13 protein-coding genes are annotated in these 18,182 nt (G+C 61.4%); 8 read left to right on the top strand and 5 right to left on the bottom strand.

The genetic code is table 11. The annotated features are described in order from the left end of the window. Positions 1-2,360 (top strand): beta strand repeat-containing protein (locus KGA89_RS14195; protein WP_223471868.1); only part of this gene is annotated, 2,360 nt, incomplete at its 5' end. 197 nt (positions 2,361-2,557) lie between these two features. Here KGA89_RS14195 and KGA89_RS14190 read toward each other — a convergent pair. Next, a complete protein-coding gene (locus tag KGA89_RS14190) occupies positions 2,558-5,449 on the bottom strand; it encodes a ribonucleoside-diphosphate reductase subunit alpha (RefSeq protein WP_003204723.1) in 2,892 nt (963 codons plus the stop codon). A gap of 861 nt (positions 5,450-6,310) precedes the next feature. Here KGA89_RS14190 and KGA89_RS14185 point away from each other — a divergent pair. Then, positions 6,311-7,033, top strand: coding sequence for a response regulator (locus tag KGA89_RS14185; protein ID WP_003204721.1), 723 nt, complete (start codon positions 6,311-6,313; stop codon positions 7,031-7,033). Beyond that, a complete protein-coding gene (locus KGA89_RS14180) occupies positions 7,030-8,640 on the top strand; it encodes an ATP-binding protein (RefSeq protein ID WP_223471867.1) in 1,611 nt (536 codons plus the stop codon). The genes KGA89_RS14185 and KGA89_RS14180 overlap by 4 nt, the downstream gene beginning before the upstream one ends. Positions 8,641-8,715: 75 nt before the next feature. On the opposite strand, the gene KGA89_RS14175 is transcribed toward KGA89_RS14180, so the two are convergent. Further along, positions 8,716-9,441 carry a 4'-phosphopantetheinyl transferase gene (locus KGA89_RS14175; RefSeq protein WP_003204719.1) on the bottom strand — a complete coding sequence of 242 codons (726 nt, stop codon included), beginning with the start codon at positions 9,439-9,441 and terminating at the stop codon, positions 8,716-8,718. A 133-nt stretch (positions 9,442-9,574) separates the two neighbouring features. Next, positions 9,575-10,363 (bottom strand): dienelactone hydrolase family protein, encoded by a 789-nt coding sequence (locus tag KGA89_RS14170; RefSeq protein ID WP_223471866.1) that lies wholly within the window; start codon positions 10,361-10,363, stop codon positions 9,575-9,577. 147 nt (positions 10,364-10,510) lie between these two features. On the opposite strand from KGA89_RS14170, the gene KGA89_RS14165 reads away from it, so the two are divergent. The 3 genes from KGA89_RS14165 to KGA89_RS14155 all read left to right on the top strand — a co-directional run bounded on the left by KGA89_RS14165 (position 10,511) and on the right by KGA89_RS14155 (position 13,233). Beyond that, positions 10,511-11,110, top strand: coding sequence for a membrane protein (locus KGA89_RS14165; protein ID WP_003204716.1), 600 nt, complete (start codon positions 10,511-10,513; stop codon positions 11,108-11,110). 102 nt (positions 11,111-11,212) lie between these two features. Beyond that, positions 11,213-11,890 carry a response regulator gene (locus tag KGA89_RS14160; protein WP_013694070.1) on the top strand — a complete coding sequence of 226 codons (678 nt, stop codon included), beginning with the start codon at positions 11,213-11,215 and terminating at the stop codon, positions 11,888-11,890. Further along, positions 11,887-13,233 (top strand): ATP-binding protein, encoded by a 1,347-nt coding sequence (locus tag KGA89_RS14155; protein ID WP_223471865.1) that lies wholly within the window; start codon positions 11,887-11,889, stop codon positions 13,231-13,233. Before KGA89_RS14160 ends, KGA89_RS14155 begins: the two co-directional genes overlap by 4 nt. 131 nt (positions 13,234-13,364) lie before the next feature. Here KGA89_RS14155 and KGA89_RS14150 read toward each other — a convergent pair whose 3' ends face one another. Next, positions 13,365-14,363 carry an AraC family transcriptional regulator gene (locus tag KGA89_RS14150; RefSeq protein ID WP_223471864.1) on the bottom strand — a complete coding sequence of 333 codons (999 nt, stop codon included), beginning with the start codon at positions 14,361-14,363 and terminating at the stop codon, positions 13,365-13,367. A gap of 333 nt (positions 14,364-14,696) precedes the next feature. Between KGA89_RS14150 and KGA89_RS14145 the strand changes: the two genes are divergently transcribed. Continuing rightward, positions 14,697-16,049 carry a dicarboxylate/amino acid:cation symporter gene (locus tag KGA89_RS14145; RefSeq protein ID WP_223471863.1) on the top strand — a complete coding sequence of 451 codons (1,353 nt, stop codon included), beginning with the start codon at positions 14,697-14,699 and terminating at the stop codon, positions 16,047-16,049. Between the two features lie 178 nt (positions 16,050-16,227). Then, positions 16,228-17,409 carry a CaiB/BaiF CoA transferase family protein gene (locus tag KGA89_RS14140; RefSeq protein WP_223471862.1) on the top strand — a complete coding sequence of 394 codons (1,182 nt, stop codon included), beginning with the start codon at positions 16,228-16,230 and terminating at the stop codon, positions 17,407-17,409. A 121-nt stretch (positions 17,410-17,530) separates the two neighbouring features. Here the strand turns inward: KGA89_RS14140 and KGA89_RS14135 are convergent, their stop codons facing one another. Further along, positions 17,531-18,025 (bottom strand): SprT family zinc-dependent metalloprotease, encoded by a 495-nt coding sequence (locus KGA89_RS14135; RefSeq protein ID WP_210640118.1) that lies wholly within the window; start codon positions 18,023-18,025, stop codon positions 17,531-17,533. Between the last annotated feature and the right edge of the window lie 157 nt (positions 18,026-18,182).

The raw sequence follows: 18,182 nt of genomic DNA, 5'->3' as shown, positions 1-18,182 counted from the left end.
TACACACCGGGTTTGCGGCGGGCGATACCTTCGACGGTATTGAAGCATTCCGTGGTTCAGTATCCAGCGACACCTTCTTTGCCAGCGCGACTGCCGATAATCTCGATGGGTATACGGGCACCGACACGCTCTCTTACTCGCAGTCGGAACAAAGCGTCAACATCACCATGACGTCCGCCACTGCGGGGACGGGGCTGGGCGGCGATGCCCAAGGCGATACGTTCACTAGCTTCGAGACCATCAGGGGCTCGGACTTCGACGATGTCTTCACCACTGCAGTGGGTACTACCGAGTTCTATGGCGGTGCGGGTAACGACGTGTACGTCATCAACGGCACTGCCAGCCAGCTCGTGCGGGAATTTGCCGGTGGCGGTGACGATGAGGTGCGTACCAATCAGGCCAGCGTGACCCTGGCCACGGAGGTTGAACGCCTGACGTTCACCGGCACGGGTAATTTCCGCGGTAATGGCAACGCCTCGGACAACATCATTACCAGTGGTGCGGGTAACGATATTTTGATCGGTGGCAATGGTGCGGACCAATTGATTGGCGGTGCCGGCGTTGACACTGTCAGTTACGAGGACGCGAGCGCCGTAACGCTGAACCTTAAAACCGGTGTACACACCGGGTTTGCAAAGGGCGATACATTCGACGGCATCGAAGCCTACCGGGGCTCGACAATCGACGACACGTTTTACGCGAGCGCCGCAGCCGACAGCCTGGATGGCTACACCGGTACCGATATGCTCTCTTACTCGCAGTCGGAACAGGGCATCAATATCACCATGACGTCCGCCACGGCGGGGACTGGGCTGGGCGGCGATGCCCAAGGCGATACCTTCACTGGCTTCGAGAGAATTACCGGTTCGAACTACGAAGACGTATTCACCACGGCCGTGGGCACTAACGAGTTTTATGGTGGTGCGGGTAACGACGTCTACATCATCAACGGCACTGCCAGCCAGTTCGTGCGCGAGTTTGCCGGTGGCGGTGACGATGAGGTGCGCACCAATCAGGCCAACGTGACCCTGACCACGGAAGTCGAGCGCCTGACCTATACCGGCACAGGCAATTTCATCGGTCGCGGCAACGCCTCGGACAACATCATCATTGGCGGCGCGGGTAACGATACCCTGTTCGGTGGCGCTGGTGCGGACCAACTCATCGGTGGCGCGGGAACCGATACAGTCAGCTACGCTGACAGCGGTGCGAGCGTGACCATCAACATCCAAACGGGCATTCACACAGGCATCGCCGCAGGTGACACCTATAGCAGCATCGAAGCGATTACCGGTTCCAACTTCAGTGACGTCTTTGTCGGTGATGCGGGCGCCAACATCTTCAACGGCGGCACCGGCCTGGACTTGTTGAGCTTCGCCAGTGAGAGCTCAGGCATCACGCTGGATCTGAGTGCGCCGCTGGTGACGGGGGTCGCGGCAGGTGATAGCTATACCTCCATTGAGATTTTCCAGGGAACTGCCCAGGCCGATACCTTCACTGGTAGTACGGGGGCTGCGGAAAACTTCATCGGTGGTGCTGGCGCCGACACGCTCAATGGTTTGGGCCGTGGTGATGGTGCCTGGTACCTGACCAGCAGCGATGGGGTGCAGATCGACCTGCTCGCGGGAACTGCGTCGGGCGGTGATGCGCAAGGCGACGTGCTGGCCAATATCGATAATCTGATTGGCTCGCAATTCAACGACACGCTGACGGGCAACGCCTACTTGAACAAGCTGGAAGGTGGGGCGGGTAACGACTTGCTCTATGGCGGCGATGGCGATGACTTTATCTATGGCGGCACCGTCACGGATATCAGCACCCTTGCATTGACGCCTTCCACGGGCACCCAGGCCGATACGCTGTATGGCGGCAATGGCAATGACACCATGTCCAGCAGTGGCAACGACGCGGGCAGTGTGCTTTACGGCGAGGCTGGCAGTGATACGTTGACTGTCTCCTCCGGTATTGCCTATGGCGGCGATGGCAACGACATTCTGACGGGAGCTGGCTACGCCTATGAACTTCATGGCGGCGCAGGTTTTGATACTTTCAATATGAATGCGTCTGGCGATGCCTATGGCGGGGAAGGTGGGGATGCCTACATCGTCAACTCCAAAAGCATGGTCGCCATTGAAGACACCGGGACGACAGGTGTCGACACTGTCAGGCTGAAGAATATCCAGAGCGTCAATGAGGTGCAGGTTATCAAGACTGATGCAGGTGCCTACATCTTCAACGTTGCCGATTACCAGAGCGGCAACCTGGACTCCGGTGTTTTCCTGAAGGACTGGTATGCAGGAAGCAACACTATCGAGACGTTCTTCACCAATAACGGTGACTCTTTCACCCTTCCGGTCTAAGCGCCATCTGGCCACCGCAGCATCCGTGGCTTTCCAGCGGATGTTGCGTTGAGATAAACGCAAACGGCAAAGCCACAACCCAGGCTTTGCCGTTTTTTTTAGCGAGCTTTTCCCTACACAAAAGAAAACCCCCGATAAACCAGCGGTCTATCGGGGGGTTCTTTCAGTAGGCGCCTTTACGCGCCCACTCGCTCAGCTTATTGGCAAGCTTCGCAATCCGGCTCGTCGATCGCGCAGGCTTTTGGCACTGGCGCAGGACCTGCTGGAGCAGCCAGGACCGAATCGTCACCATGGTTGCCGCCGCTGGAAACAGCGTTCAGCTTGCCGGTGTTGATGGTCGACTTCTCGGTGCTGGTGGCGGCCAGGGCACGGAGGTAGTAGGTGGTTTTCAGGCCACGGTACCAAGCCATGCGGTAGGTCACGTCCAGCTTCTTGCCCGAAGCGCCGGCGATGTACAGGTTCAGCGATTGAGCCTGGTCGATCCACTTCTGGCGACGGCTGGCGGCGTCGACGATCCACTTGGTGTCCACTTCGAAGGCCGTTGCGTAGAGCTCTTTGAGCTCTTGCGGGATGCGTTCGATCTGTTGTACCGAACCGTCGTAGTACTTCAGGTCGTTGATCATGACCGAGTCCCACAGGCCACGGGCCTTGAGGTCACGAACCAGGTACGGGTTGATCACGGTGAACTCGCCCGACAGGTTCGATTTCACATACAGGTTCTGGTAGGTCGGTTCGATCGACTGCGACACGCCGGTGATGTTGGCGATGGTGGCGGTCGGTGCGATGGCCATGATGTTGGAGTTACGGATGCCTTTCTGCACACGGGCGCGAACCGGTGCCCAGTCCAGGGATTCGTTCAGGTCAACGTCGATGTACTTCTGGCCACGCTGGGCGATCAGGATCTGTTGCGAGTCCAGCGGCAGGATGCCCTGGGACCACAGCGAACCCTGGAACGTCTCGTAGGCGCCACGCTCGTCGGCCAGGTCGCAGGAGGCCTGGATCGCGTAGTAGCTGACCGCTTCCATGGACTTGTCGGCGAACTCGACCGCGGCATCGGAACCGTACGGGATGTGCTGCAGGTACAAGGCGTCCTGGAAGCCCATGATGCCCAGGCCGACCGGACGGTGCTTGAAGTTGGAGTTCTTCGCCTGTGGCACCGAGTAGTAGTTGATGTCGATCACGTTGTCGAGCATGCGCACGGCGGTGTTCACGGTGCGCTGCAGCTTGGCGGTGTCCAGCTTGCCGTCGACGATGTGGTTCGGCAGGTTGATCGAGCCCAGGTTGCAGACCGCGATCTCATCCTTGTTGGTGTTCAGGGTGATCTCGGTGCACAGGTTCGAGCTGTGGACCACGCCCACGTGTTGCTGCGGGCTGCGCAGGTTGCACGGGTCCTTGAAGGTCAGCCATGGGTGGCCGGTTTCGAACAGCATCGAGAGCATCTTGCGCCACAGGTCTTTGGCCTGGACGACTTTGAACAGCTTGATCTTGTTGTACTCGGTCAGGGCTTCGTAGTACTCGTAGCGCTCTTCGAAAGCCTTGCCGGTCAGGTCGTGCAGGTCCGGTACTTCGGATGGCGAGAACAGGGTCCACTTGCCGTCATCGAAGACGCGCTTCATGAACAGGTCAGGGATCCAGTTGGCGGTGTTCATGTCGTGGGTACGACGACGGTCATCACCGGTGTTCTTGCGCAGCTCGATGAACTCTTCGATGTCCATGTGCCAGGTTTCCAGGTAGGCACAGACCGCGCCCTTGCGCTTGCCGCCCTGGTTGACCGCGACCGCGGTGTCGTTGACCACTTTGAGGAACGGCACGACGCCCTGGGATTTGCCGTTGGTGCCCTTGATGTACGAGCCCAATGCGCGAACCGGGGTCCAGTCGTTGCCCAGGCCGCCGGCGAATTTCGACAGCATGGCGTTGTCGTGGATGGCGCCGTAGATGCCCGACAGGTCGTCCGGCACGGTGGTCAGGTAGCAGCTCGACAGCTGTGGACGCAGGGTACCTGCGTTGAACAGGGTCGGGGTCGAGGCCATGTAGTCGAAGGACGACAACAGGTTGTAGAACTCGATCGCACGGTCTTCACGCTGCTTCTCTTCGATTGCCAGGCCCATGGCCACGCGCATGAAGAAGATCTGCGGCAGTTCGAAACGCACGCCGTCCTTGTGGATGAAGTAACGGTCGTACAGGGTTTGCAGGCCCAGGTAGGTGAACTGCTGGTCGCGCTCGTGGTTGATCGCCTTGCCGAGTTTTTCCAGGTCGAATTCAGCCAGGACCGGGTTCAGCAATTCGAACTCGATACCCTTGGCAACATAAGCTGGCAACGCCTTGGCGTACAGGTCGACCATTTCGTGGTGGGTCGCGCTCTCGGCGACTTCCAGGAAGCTCAGGCCTTCGGCACGCAGGGTGTCCATCAGCAGGCGGGCGGTCACGAAGGAGTAGTTCGGCTCGCGTTCCACCAGGGTCCGTGCGGTCATCACCAGCGCGGTGTTGACGTCCTTGAGAGCAACGCCGTCATAGAGGTTCTTCAGGGTTTCGCGCTGGATCAGGTCGCCATCGACTTCTTCCAGGCCTTCGCAGGCCTCGGTGACGATGGTGTTCAGGCGACCCATGTCCAGCGGCGCCAGGCTGCCGTCGGCGCGGGCGATGCGGATCGAAGGGTGGGCCTGGACCGGTGCGTCGGCCGGGGAACGGGTAGCACGCTCCTTGGCGCGGGAGTCACGGTAGATCACGTAGTCGCGGGCCACTTTCTGCTCGCCGGCACGCATCAGGGCCAGTTCGACCTGGTCCTGGATTTCTTCGATGTGGATGGTGCCGCCCGAGGGCATGCGACGCTTGAAGGTCGCGGTGACCTGTTCGGTCAGGCGGGCCACGGTGTCATGGATTCGCGACGAAGCGGCAGCGGTGCCACCTTCAACTGCGAGAAACGCTTTGGTGATGGCGACGGTAATCTTGTCATCGGTGTAAGGAACGACAGTGCCGTTACGCTTGATCACACGCAGTTGGCCCGGCGCGGTGGCGGACAGATCCGGGTTCGAATCGGCGGCCAGCGGCGCGGTGCCCTGCGGGTTCTCGCGAGTTGTGTCGGTGTGCATGGGTGTCTCCACGTTCTCTATGTTTGTTTGGGCACCATCACGGTGCCCACCGTTCCGTCCTGAAGCACTACAACCGACTGGCGCCGGGCATAACAACTTCGGGACAGTAGGAAGCAGACGTTTAATGCCGCTTCCATCCGAAGTTCTCAGGTTGCGAGCGGGGCTCGAAACCGGCTTGCCGGGGTGGCAGCAATTGACTGCAACACCCGTACCGTTTCGGTCGTTTTCGACCTGGAAACAGTTGCCATCCGCAGGGGCGGTCTGGGCTTGGGGAAATGCGGTGTTTCAGTTGGACAGAAGCAAGAAAAGCGCTTGAATTCTCTGCCCGACTTGTGTTTGGTTTTTGGCCTGAAACCCTACATGTAGGGTTTTTTACGCGGCGGGCTACAAGATAATGCGTTTTCGGGGGGTATGCAACGTACTACCTGTGGATAAGCCTGTGCGTAATTTGTGTGCGAATCGTGGAACGGCTCTGTAGGCCGCGACCTAGCTGGAGTGGACCTTTTTTCATCGGTTTCGACGATCCGAAAACAGCTCGGTGATTTTTGCGGGCGCGGACATTACCACATAAAACCCAGTCGATCGAAACGCATTTGTCCGCTTGTTTTCTGCGCAGGTGACGTTTATACAATCGGCCCATGCATGGGCGTGTTTATCCTCCTTTAACATGACAAAAAGACGGGAGTTGCGCAGGACCCAACCTGTGGGAGCGAGCTTGCTCGCGATAGCGTCGGTTCAGCCGTACCAAGGGTGCCTGACACACCGCCATCGCGAGCAAGCTCGCTCCCACAGGGTTCGCCTTGTCAGTGATATTGGCGACACGCCTTTCCTTATTTAGCTAATCAGCCAAAAGGTCCCTCAGTGGAACAAGAAGCCTGGCAGGTATTGATCGTCGAGGATGACCAGCGTCTGGCCGAGTTGACCCGGGAGTACCTCGAAAGCAACGGACTGCGCGTTGCCATCGAAGGCGACGGCGCGGTGGCGGCGGCGCGGATCATTGCCGAGCAGCCGGACCTGGTGGTCCTCGACCTGATGCTGCCCGGCGAAGACGGCCTGAGCATCTGTCGCAAGGTGCGCGGGCACTATGACGGGCCGATCCTGATGCTCACCGCCCGCACCGACGACACCGATCAGATCCAGGGCCTGGACCTGGGCGCCGATGATTACGTCTGCAAGCCGGTTCGCCCGCGTTTGCTCTTGGCGCGGATCCAGGCCTTGCTGCGGCGCAGCGAACCGGAGCCGAGCGTCGCGCAGAAGCAGCGACGCCTGCAATTCGGCCCGCTGGTGGTCGACGACGCCCTGCGCGAAGCCTGGTTGCAGGGCAACGGTATCGAGCTGACCAGCGCCGAATTCGACCTGCTGTGGCTGCTGGTGTCCAATGCCGGGCGCATCCTGTCCCGGGAAGAAATCTTCACCGCCTTGCGCGGCATCGGTTATGACGGCCAGGACCGCTCCATCGACGTGCGCATTTCACGCATCCGCCCCAAGATCGGCGACGACCCGGACCATCCACGGCTGATCAAGACCATTCGCAGCAAAGGCTACCTGTTCGTTCCTGAAGCCTGCGTAGACCTGGCACCGTGAATTCGATCTTCCTGCGTATTTATGGCGGCATGTGTGCGGCACTGGTGCTGGTGGCGGTCCTCGGTGTGCTGGCCCTGCATCTGCTCAACCAGACCCGCAGCGAGCAATACCGCGAGCGGCTGGCCCACGGCACGTTTTCGTTGATGGCCGACAACCTGCGGCCGATGAACGACACCGAACGGCGCCGGGCGTTGCTGGTGTGGGAGCGTCTGCTGGGCATTCCCCTGGCGTTGCAGACTTTCCCCCAGACCGACCTCGACCTCGGGCAGCGCACCCGGGTAATGCGCGGCCAGGCATTGGTGGAGCAGACCGGGCCGCACGCGGCAAAAGTCTATCGGCTGATCAATGATGCCGAGCAACTGATGTTGGTGGGGGAAGTCCAGCAGATCAGCGAACAACTGGCCCGCGCGACCATCTATCTGTTGGCCGACGAGCTGGTGCGTTATCCGGTGGCCGAACAGCCCAAACGGCTGGCGCAACTGGCGCAGGAAAAAGGTTTTGGTTTCGATCTGCGACTCATGACCACTGAGCAGGCGGACATGGACGACGACCAGCGCCGTCGTGTGTCCGAGGGCGATACGGTGATGGCGTTGGGCAAGGGCGGCGACTCCATCCGGGTCTTCGCCGGCATGGTCGGCACGCCGTGGGTGCTGGAGATCGGCCCGCTGTACCAGATGAACCCTTATCCGCCGCAATGGCTGGTGCTGATCGCGGCGCTGGGCTTGAGTCTGATCGGCTTGATCGTCTACCTGTTGGTGCGCCAATTGGAGCGGCGCTTGCGTGGCCTGGAGTCGGCCGCCACCCATATCGCCCAGGGCAGCCTGGAAACCCGGGTGCCGGCCCGAGGCGCCGACTCGGTGGGACGATTGGCCGCTGCGTTCAATGGCATGGCCGAGCACCTGCAGCAACTGTTGGCGATCCAGCGAGAGCTGGTGCGGGCGGTGTCCCACGAATTGCGTACCCCGGTGGCGCGCCTGCGCTTCGGCCTGGAAATGCTCGGCAGCGCCACCACGCCCCAGGCTCGGGACAAATACCTGGCGGGCATGGACCACGACATTGAAGACCTGGATCGGTTGGTGGACGAAATGCTCACCTATGCGCGGCTGGAACAGGGGTCACCGGCCCTGAATTTCCAGCGGGTGGACCTGGATGCGCTGGTCAATCAAGTGATCGATGAACTGGGGCCGTTGCGGGTGGGGATCACGGTCGAGCGCGGTTTATGCCTGTCGGCCGCCGATTGCGACGGCGCCTGGGTCGAGGCCGAGCCACGCTTTCTGCATCGCGCCCTGCAGAACCTGGTGGGTAACGCCATGCGCCACGCCAGCTCCCGGGTCACCGTCAGCTACCAGGTGGGCCAGTTGCGCTGCCGGGTGGATGTGGAAGACGACGGGCCCGGCGTGCCGGAAGCGGCATGGGAGCGGATTTTCAAACCTTTCCTGCGCCTGGACGACAGCCGCGCCCGGGCGTCAGGCGGCCATGGGCTGGGGCTGTCGATCGTGCGGCGGATCATCCACTGGCATGACGGCCGGGCGCTGATCGGCAAGAGCAAGAGCCTGGGCGGGGCTTGTTTCAGCTTGAGTTGGCCGAGGCATCAGGACAGGTCTTGATGGGGGTGGTGCCTGATCGACCGCCATCGCGGGCAAGGCTTGCCCACGATGAGGCCCTCCCAAACACCCAAGATCTCAGGCCCTGATCCCCACCAGACTCAACAACTGCCCATCCTTCACCCCAAACTGCGCCTGCAGCTCACTGCCATGGCGCCACTCGGTCGACAGGTCCGTCAGCAGGCGCAGGCGCACCTGCCCATCGTGTGTCCAATCCAGCACCTCGGCATGCTCGAAATAAAAGCGCTGCCTGACGATGGGGTACAGCGCCTTGAACAGGCTTTCCTTCACGGAAAAGGTCAGGGTCACCAGCAAGGCCCGGTCATCGCGGGCGAGCTTGGTCATGCGTTGCAGCTCTGGCGAGGTGAGGATTTCACCGGCCAGGCGTTCGGCGCGCTCGGGATCGAGCAGGTTTTCCACGTCCATGCCCAGCCCTTGCCAATGATCTTTTTTCGCGACGATGGCTGCCGCCCGACCCGTACTGTGGGTGATCGAGCCACTGACATGGGCCGGCCACACCGGGGCGCGGTCTTCGCCGATGGCCGGCACGCAGGCCAGGCCGTCGAGCCGCTGCAACGCCGCCCGGGCGCAGATCCGCCCGGCCAGGAATTCTGCCTGGCGCTTGGCTACCGAGCGCTGGATGCTCGCAGGGGGCTCGATGGCACTGTTGGGGAAGTCGGCGCCCACCAGCAACAACGGGTCGAAGCGCGTGCTCAGCAGCACCGTATCGGACAGGGCATCGGGCAAGAGCCAATGTTCATCCAAAGGCGAGCAACAGGCGGGCAGGGAGGGGAGTGTCTTCATGCCGGGCATTTTGCCGGGTTGGCTGGAGGCTGGGTAGTGGGGGCGAGCTGTATGAATGGAGGTCGTGAACGAGGCAGGTGGTCAATGATCGTTCCCACGCTCTGCGTGGGAGCGATCATGCAGGGGGTATGTATTAGAAGATTTTCTTGAAGAACTTCTGCATATCCGCCCACGATTTCTCATCGGCTTCCTTGTTGTAGCCAATGTCCGGCCCGCCATGTTCACCGTGGCTCAAGCGGTCGGCATCGGGGTTGCTGAAGCCGTGCTTGGCGCCTTTGAGGCTGACGAATTTATAGTCGGCGCCGGCCTTGTCCATCTCGCTCTTGAACGCGGTGACGTTGTCCTGGGTGACCATGCTGTCCAGGGCGCCATGCTCGACCAGCACCTTGGCCTTGACGCTGCCAGGCGTTGCCGGGGTGTTGGTCACCAGCGCACCGTGGAAGCTCACCACGCCGGCCAGCGGCACACCCTGGCGCGCTGCATCGAGCACCACTTTGCCGCCGAAGCAGTAGCCGATGGCGGCGAGTTTGTCCGGATCTGTCTGGGGTTGTTTCTTCAGCAGGTCGAGACCGGCCTGGAAGCGGGCACTGGCTGCCGCGCCGTCCTTTAGCGCCGCCTGCATGAAGGCCATGGCATCGTTGGGGTGCTCGGTGTTCTTGCCGTCGCCATACATGTCGATGGCCAGGGCGCTATAGCCCAGGCCGGCGAGATCACGGGCACGGCGCTTGGCGTAGTCATTCAGCCCCCACCATTCATGCACCACCACCACGCCCGGGCGCGGGCCCTTGACGGCGTCGTCATACGCGTAATAGCCGATCAGCTTGGTGCCGTCGGCACTGGTGTAGGGGAGCTCCTGGGTCTGGATGGCGGCGTGGCTCACGCCGCTAATGGCCAGAAGTACAACAGCAAGCAGCCTGCGCATGATGGATCTCCTTAAAAAGTGCTGAGACAGGACACTCTAGCCGATTCATTCAGCGCAGGTTCAGAGAACGTTCAAGGGGTGTTCAGGGATCGCTGGTTAAGGTGACCACGACTTCACAAAACATCCACGCTGCAAAGGAACTTGATCATGACTGCTATGAAAAAACTGCTGTTGGCTTTCACCGTGCTGGGCGCCAGCGCCCTGGCCCACGCCGATGACAATTTCGCCAGCCTGACCCTCGGCCAGACCAGCGACAAGGTGAAGAAGTCCAACGCCCTGGACAGCGCCCTGAACAACCCGAACGCCGACGGCGTCATCGGCAAGGACGCCACCTATGGCATCCGACTGGGCAAACAAAACGACCAGGGCCGCTACTACGCCACCTACGACAACGTCTCGGGTACCCACAACGGCATCAAGCTGCGCCAGGAAAACCTGCTGGGCAGCTACGATGTGTTCTATCCGGTCACCAGCAGCACCAAACTGTTCGGTGGCGGCACGGCGGGCCTGACCAAGCTGACCCAGGACTCTCCCGGCTTCAGTCGCGACAGCGACATCGGCTACGCCGTGGGCTTGCAAGGGGGCGTGCTGCAACAAATTTCGCAAAACACCTCGGTTGAACTGGGTTACCGTTACCTGCGCAGCAACGCCAGCACCGAGATGAGCCCGCACGGTGGCGACAAGGTTGGCTCGCTGGACCTGACCAGCAGCGCCCAGACGTACCTGTCCGCCAACTACACGTTCTAAGCGGTCGATGGTGAGCGTATCCAGCCGGATCGGTCGAAGACGATCCGGCGCCTTGCGTTGAAGTGCGCACTGGATTGTTTGATTTGCCTGGGGAGAGGCTCCATGAAATTACTGGTCGTCGAAGACGAAGCGCTGTTGCGCCACCACCTGCAAACCCGTCTCACCGACAGCGGCCATGTGGTGCAGGCCGTGGCCAATGCCGAAGAGGCCTTGTACCAGGTCCGGGAATTCAACCATGACCTGGCGGTGATCGACCTGGGCCTGCCGGGCATCAGCGGGCTGGAACTGATCCGCCGGCTGCGCTCGCAGGACAAGACGTTTCCGATCCTGATCCTCACCGCCCGCGGCAACTGGCAGGACAAGGTCGAAGGCCTGGCCGCCGGTGCCGACGACTACGTGGTCAAGCCGTTTCAGTTCGAAGAGCTGGAGGCCCGGCTGAACGCGCTGTTGCGCCGCTCCAGTGGTTTTACCCAATCGACCATTGTTGCCGGTCCGTTGCTGCTCGACCTCAACCGCAAGCAGGCGTCCCTCGGCGAGGAGCCGCTGGCGTTGACCGCCTACGAGTACCGCATCCTCGAATACCTCATGCGTCATCACCAGCAGGTGGTGGCCAAGGACCGCTTGATGGAGCAGCTTTACCCCGATGACGACGAGCGTGATCCCAATGTCATCGAAGTGCTGGTCGGGCGCCTGCGCCGTAAGCTGGAAGCCCCGGCCGGCTTCAAGCCGATCGATACCGTGCGTGGCCTGGGCTACCTGTTCAACGAGCGCTGCCAGTGATTCGTTCGCTTCGCCTGCGGTTGATGTTGGCCGCCATGACCCTGGCGGTGCTGTTCATGCTGGCCTTGTTGCCGGCCATGCAAGGCGCGTTCAGCCTGGCGTTGCAGGAATCCATCGAGCAACGCCTGGCCTCGGACGTGACCACGCTGATTTCCGCCGCCCGAGTGGAAAACAACCGCTTGAAGATGCCGGCGCAGTTGCCCGACGAGCGCTTCAACCTCGCCGATGCCCGCCTGCTGGGCTACATCTATGATCGCGAGGGGCGGTTGGTCTGGCGGTCGAAGGCCACCCAGGAAGAAAACATCAATTACACGCCACGCTATGACGGCCAGGGCAACCAGTTCGCGCGCATTCGCGAGAACGACGGCCAGGAGTTTTTTGTCTATGACGTCGAGATCAAGCTGCTCGGCGGCCAGAGCGCGGCGTTCAGCATCGTCACCCTGCAACCTGTGCGCGACTACGAATTGACCCTGCAAGGGCTGCGGGACAATCTGTACCTGGGCTTTGGTGCGGCCCTGTTGGTGTTGCTGGCGCTGTTGTGGATCGGCCTGACCTGGGGCCTTCGGGCGCTGCGGCGCCTGAGCCAGGAACTGGACGAAATCGAAAGCGGGGCCCGGGAAAGCCTCAGTACCGAACATCCCCGGGAACTGTTGCGCCTGACCGGCTCCCTCAACCGCCTGCTGTACAGCGAGCGGGAGCAACGCAGCCGTTATCGCGACTCCCTCGATGACCTGGCCCACAGCTTGAAGACCCCGTTGGCGGTGTTGCAGGGCGTCAGCGAGGACATGGCCCGGCGCCCCGAGGACCGTGGACAGGCTTGGGTGCTGCAATCCCAGATCGAGCGCATGAGCCAGCAGATCGGCTACCAGTTGCAGCGCGCCAGTCTGCGCAAAAGCGGGCTGGTGCGCCATCAGGTGCGCTTGCGCCCGGTGTTGCAAAGCCTGTGTGACACCCTGGACAAGGTCTATCGCGACAAACGGGTCAGTGTCAGTTTCGATCTGCCGGAGCACTGCCAGGTGCCGATCGAACAGGGCGCCTTGCTGGAGATGCTCGGCAACCTGCTGGAAAACGCCTATCGGCTGTGTTTGGGCGAGGTGCGCGTCAGCGTGCACCAGACCCTCGGCGGCACGGAGTTGAGTGTCGAGGACGATGGGCCGGGTGTGCCACCGGATCAACGTGCGCGGATTCTCCAGCGGGGCGAGCGACTGGATCGCCAGCATCCGGGGCAGGGGATCGGGCTGGCCGTGGTGAAAGACATCATCGAGAGCTATGGCGCCAAGTTGACCCTGGGGGATTCAGAGCTGGGCGGGGCGGCGTTCAGGATTCATTTTTCGGTGGTTTGACTGAGGGTCCTTGGTGTCGCCACTGGCCTCATCGCGAGCAAGCTCGCTCCCACAAGGGTTTGGTGAACGCCGAAAATCCAGTGTGGGAGCGAGCTTGCTCGCGATGAGGCCAGTCAACACAGCACATCCATTCAGTTCTCCAACTCCCGATAGGCCCCCGGCGTGACCCCCGTCCACTTCTTGAACGCCCGGTGAAACGCCGACGGCTCTGAGAACCCCAACTGCTCGGCGATCTGCTGCAACGACAAATCCGCACGCCCCAAGTGGTAGATGGCGATATCCCGCCGCAGCTGATCCTTGAGCTCCTGGAAGCTGGTGCCTTCCTCACGCAAATGCCGGCGCAAGGTCTGTGGGCTGATGTGCAGATGGCCGGCGACGGTATCCAGGTCGGGCCAGCGGGCGGCGTCGCGGCTGAGCAGCCGGCGCAGTTGGCTGCTCAGGCTGTGGCCATCGTCCGGGCGCGACAGCAGGTCGGCGGGGGAGCGTTCGAGGAAATGCTTGAGGGTGCGTTCGTCCTGCAGCAGCGGCATGTCCAGGTAACGGCTGTGGAACAACAGGCTGCTGCTGCGCGCTTCGAACACCAGCGGACAGGGAAACAGTAAGTCGTATTCGGCACCGTGGGGGGGCTTGGGGTAGCCGAAGGTCGCCTGTTCCAGGCCGATCCGCTGGCCAATCAGCCAACTGGCAAGGCGATGCCAGACTACCAGCAAGCTTTCAGTCAGGAAGTGATCCGGGTCCCACAGCGTCGAATCGTCCAGCACCAGCCGCACTCGCTCGCCTTCGGCTTCCAGCGTCAGGCTCGGCGCGTCGGGGAACAGGCTGTAGAACAGCAAGCCGCGCTGTAGGGCCTTGCCCAGGGTGCGACAGTGGATCAACGCGTGACACATCATGGCAAACGTCCCGGGTTTACTCGCAGCCCTGCCGAATCCCAGGTATTCGTCCCCCAATGCCAGCCACAGCGCCTGCAACAGACGCGCGAACTGCTCGGGCGCAATCCGCGCGCGCGGCTCATCCAACAACTCTGGGCTGATGCCCAACTGGTGCAGCAGAGGAAAGTAGTCGAAGCCTTGCCGACGCGCGCCGCCCAAGGCTGCGCGGGCGAAGTGGCTGGCGATCGTGCGTTGGCGCATGGCTGAAGTCCGTCCGTTGAGCGGGCGATGGTAGCAGGGCACTGCGGCTCGACAAGGCGGATATCCGCCAAATCCCGGAGTGATAAACGCCCTGTGGGCGGAAATCCGCCACATTCCACGCCCGTGTTTAACCCGTGAATAATTCCAGGAGCCTTCTGCAACAGCGCTTGTAGGGTTTTTCTGAAAAATGGCACGAGCCTTGCGATAGAGCACCCAGGTCTGCCGCGTGCAGCCGACAAAAAACAAATCCCTCCAGTGCAGGAGGGTTCGCAATTGAGGTGCCGTGGACGACAGGTGGAAGTCGTCAAACGGGACTCTTGAGGAAGGTTTGCCATGACGACTCGTCAGCCACTGTACAAATCCCTGTATTTCCAGGTGATCGTAGCCATTGCCATCGGTATTTTGCTCGGCCACTTCTATCCGCAGACCGGTGTTGCCCTCAAGCCATTTGGCGACGGGTTCATCAAACTGATCAAAATGGTCATCGCCCCCATCATCTTCTGTACCGTCGTGAGCGGCATCGCCGGCATGCAGAACATGAAGTCGGTGGGCAAGACCGGTGGCTTCGCGCTGCTGTACTTCGAAATCGTTTCCACCATCGCCCTGCTGATCGGCCTGGTGGTGGTCAACGTCGTGCAACCGGGCGCCGGCATGCACATCGATGTGTCGACCCTGGACACCAGCAAGATCGCCGGTTTCATCTCGGCTGGTAAAGACCAGAGCATCATTGCCTTCATCCTCAACGTGATCCCGAACACCATCGTCGGCGCGTTCGCCAACGGCGACATCCTGCAAGTGCTGATGTTCTCGGTGATCTTCGGTTTTGCCCTGCATCGCCTGGGTGCCTACGGCAAGCCGGTGCTGGACTTCATCGATCGCTTCGCCCACGTGATGTTCATCATCATCAACATGATCATGAAGCTGGCCCCCCTCGGTGCCTTCGGTGCCATGGCGTTCACGATCGGTGCCTATGGCGTCGGTTCGCTGGTGCAACTGGGCCAGCTGATGATCTGCTTCTACATCACCTGTGTGGTGTTCGTGCTGGTAGTGCTGGGCGCCATCTGCCGCGCCCACGGCTTCAGCGTCGTCAAGCTGATCCGCTACATCCGTGAAGAGCTGCTGATCGTGCTGGGCACTTCCTCGTCGGAATCGGCCCTGCCACGCATGCTGATCAAGATGGAGCGCCTGGGTGCCAAGAAGTCGGTCGTAGGCCTGGTGATCCCGACTGGCTACTCGTTCAACCTCGACGGTACTTCGATCTACCTGACCATGGCCGCAGTGTTCATCGCCCAGGCCACTGACACCCAGATGGACCTGACTCACCAGATCACCCTGCTGTTGGTGCTGCTGCTGTCGTCCAAAGGTGCGGCTGGCGTGACCGGTAGCGGTTTCATCGTGCTGGCGGCCACCCTGTCGGCCGTGGGCACCTTGCCGGTGGCCGGCCTGGCCCTGATCCTGGGTATCGACCGCTTCATGTCCGAAGCTCGTGCCCTGACCAACCTCGTGGGTAACGCTGTCGCCACGATCGTGGTTGCCAAGTGGGTCAAGGAGCTGGACGAAGACCAGTTGCAGACCGAGCTGGCTTCCGGTGGTCGTGGTATCTCCGACGTTCGTGAAGATGACGAGCAGATCGCAGCGGCGCAGATTGCAGCGGCTGAAACCTCTGCTCCAGGCGCTGTGAGGTAATTTTCAGGTTGCAATGAAAAACCCGCTTCGGCGGGTTTTTTATTGGTTCTCAATTTTGAAGCTCCCTCGCCACGATGGGTTCACACTGAGCGCAATCGTCATCCAAAACGACACCTGCGGTAATTGCCCCACCGCCAACCCCTGCCTAGTCTTTAGCCATCCCCCTCGGAGATCGCCCATGCAAGGCCCACTGGCATCGCTCAAGGTTCTGGACTTCTCGACCCTGCTGCCCGGGCCGTTCGCCTCGCTGTTGCTGGCGGACATGGGGGCCGAGGTGTTGCGCATCGAGTCGCCGACCCGCCAGGACCTGCTGCGGGTACTGCCGCCCCATGACCAGGGGGTATCGGCCAACCACGCCTACCTCAACCGCAACAAACGCAGCCTGGCCCTGGACCTCAAGCAACCGGAAGCGTTGGCGGTGGTCACGCAATTGCTGAAGGACTACGACATCCTGCTGGAACAGTTTCGCCCCGGCGTGATGGAGCGACTGGGCCTGGGGTACGAGGCCTTGAAGGCGATCAATCCGCGGCTGATCTACGTGTCGATCACCGGCTACGGCCAGACCGGACCCTACAAGGACCGCGCCGGCCACGACATCAATTACCTGGCCCTGGCGGGGCTGGCCAGCCACACCGGCCGTGCCGACAGCGGTCCGTTGCCGCTGGGGATCCAGGCGGCTGACATCGCCGGTGGTTCGTTGCACGGAGTGATCGGGCTGTTGGCGGCGGTCATCGCCCGCCAGCAAACCGGGCAGGGCCAGCACCTGGACGTGAGCATGACTGACTGTGTGTTCAGCCTCAACGCCATGGCCGGTGCCGGTTACCTGGCCTGCGGTGTCGAGCCGGGGTGGGAAAAGCAGATGCTCAACGGCGGCAGCTTCTATGACTATTACCGCACCCGCGATGGTCGCTGGATGTCGGTGGGCAGCCTGGAACCGGTGTTCATGCAGGCGTTGTGCGAGGCCTTGGGACGGCCGGAACTGGCGGCCCAGGGGTTGTCGCCCAAGCCTGAACAACAACACGCTCTTAAGCAGGCGCTGCAGGCCGAGTTTGAAAAACACGATTTCGCCGAGCTGTGCAGCCTGTTTGCCGGGATCGATGCCTGCGTCGAGCCGGTGCTGAACCTGGAGGAAGCTGTCCGGCATCCGCAGTTACAGGCTCGGGAGCTGGTGACGCAGGTGCCCCGGGGTGATGGTTCGAGCCAGGCGCAGATGGCTTGTCCATTGAGATTTTCCGAAGGGTTGCCCGAGCCTCGGCATATTGGCGCGGGGTTGGGGGCGCATACGGATCAGGTGCTGGGGGAGTTGGGGTTCAGTGCGCGGCGGATCGAAGCGTTGCGTAAGCGCGGGGTGGTTTTGTAGCGTCTGTCAGGCCGCCATCGCGAGCAAGCTCGCTCCCACACTGGATTTGCGGCGCTCACAAAACCCCTGTGGGAGCGAGCTTGCTCGCGATGAGGCCTGCCCCTGACACTACAAAATCCTGCTACTCGACCCGCGTCTCCCCACTGAACACCAAGGTACTGCGGCAGCTACGGCACAAATACCGCCGCCCCTGGCGCACCAGGCTGTGGCGCTGGGCCGAGAACGGGAAGTCGCTGCCGTCGCAGGGGCATTTGTAGATGTAGCGGGTCACGCTGCGGCGTTTGATTTCGTAGGTGTGGCAGCGGTTGGGCGGCAGTTCGTACACCCCGCGCATGATCAGTTGCCATTCCTCGCCATGGGGCTGGATGCGTTCGCCAAACAGTTGATGGGCGATCAGGTGTGCGACTTCATGGGCGACGGTCTGCTTGAGGAAGTCTTCGGCGTTTTCCCGGTACAACTGTGGATTGAAGCGCAGCAGATTCTCATGCAGGTGCGCGACACCGGCCTTCTGGCCACGCAATTTGAAGCTGACCACGGGGCGTTTGAAAGGACGTTTGAAAAAGGATTCGGCTTGTTGGTAACACTCTTCGACGCGGGTATTGAGTTGCTCGAGCATGCTTTACGGGTCTCCAGAAGCCCGAGTATGCCGCAAGCGTCGGCCGTTGCGAATCGTCCAGGCGCCCAGTGGTCGTTTCGAGCGGCTCAAACACAGGAAGGCCGCCTTGCGGCGGCCTGTGTCGGCAGATCCTGTTTTTATTGGAGGGTACTATCGG

It is taken from the genome of Pseudomonas sp. A-RE-22 (assembly GCF_019956035.1).
Lineage (GTDB): Bacteria > Pseudomonadota > Gammaproteobacteria > Pseudomonadales > Pseudomonadaceae > Aquipseudomonas > Aquipseudomonas brassicacearum.
This window is presented reverse-complemented; position numbering and strand designations above follow the sequence as displayed.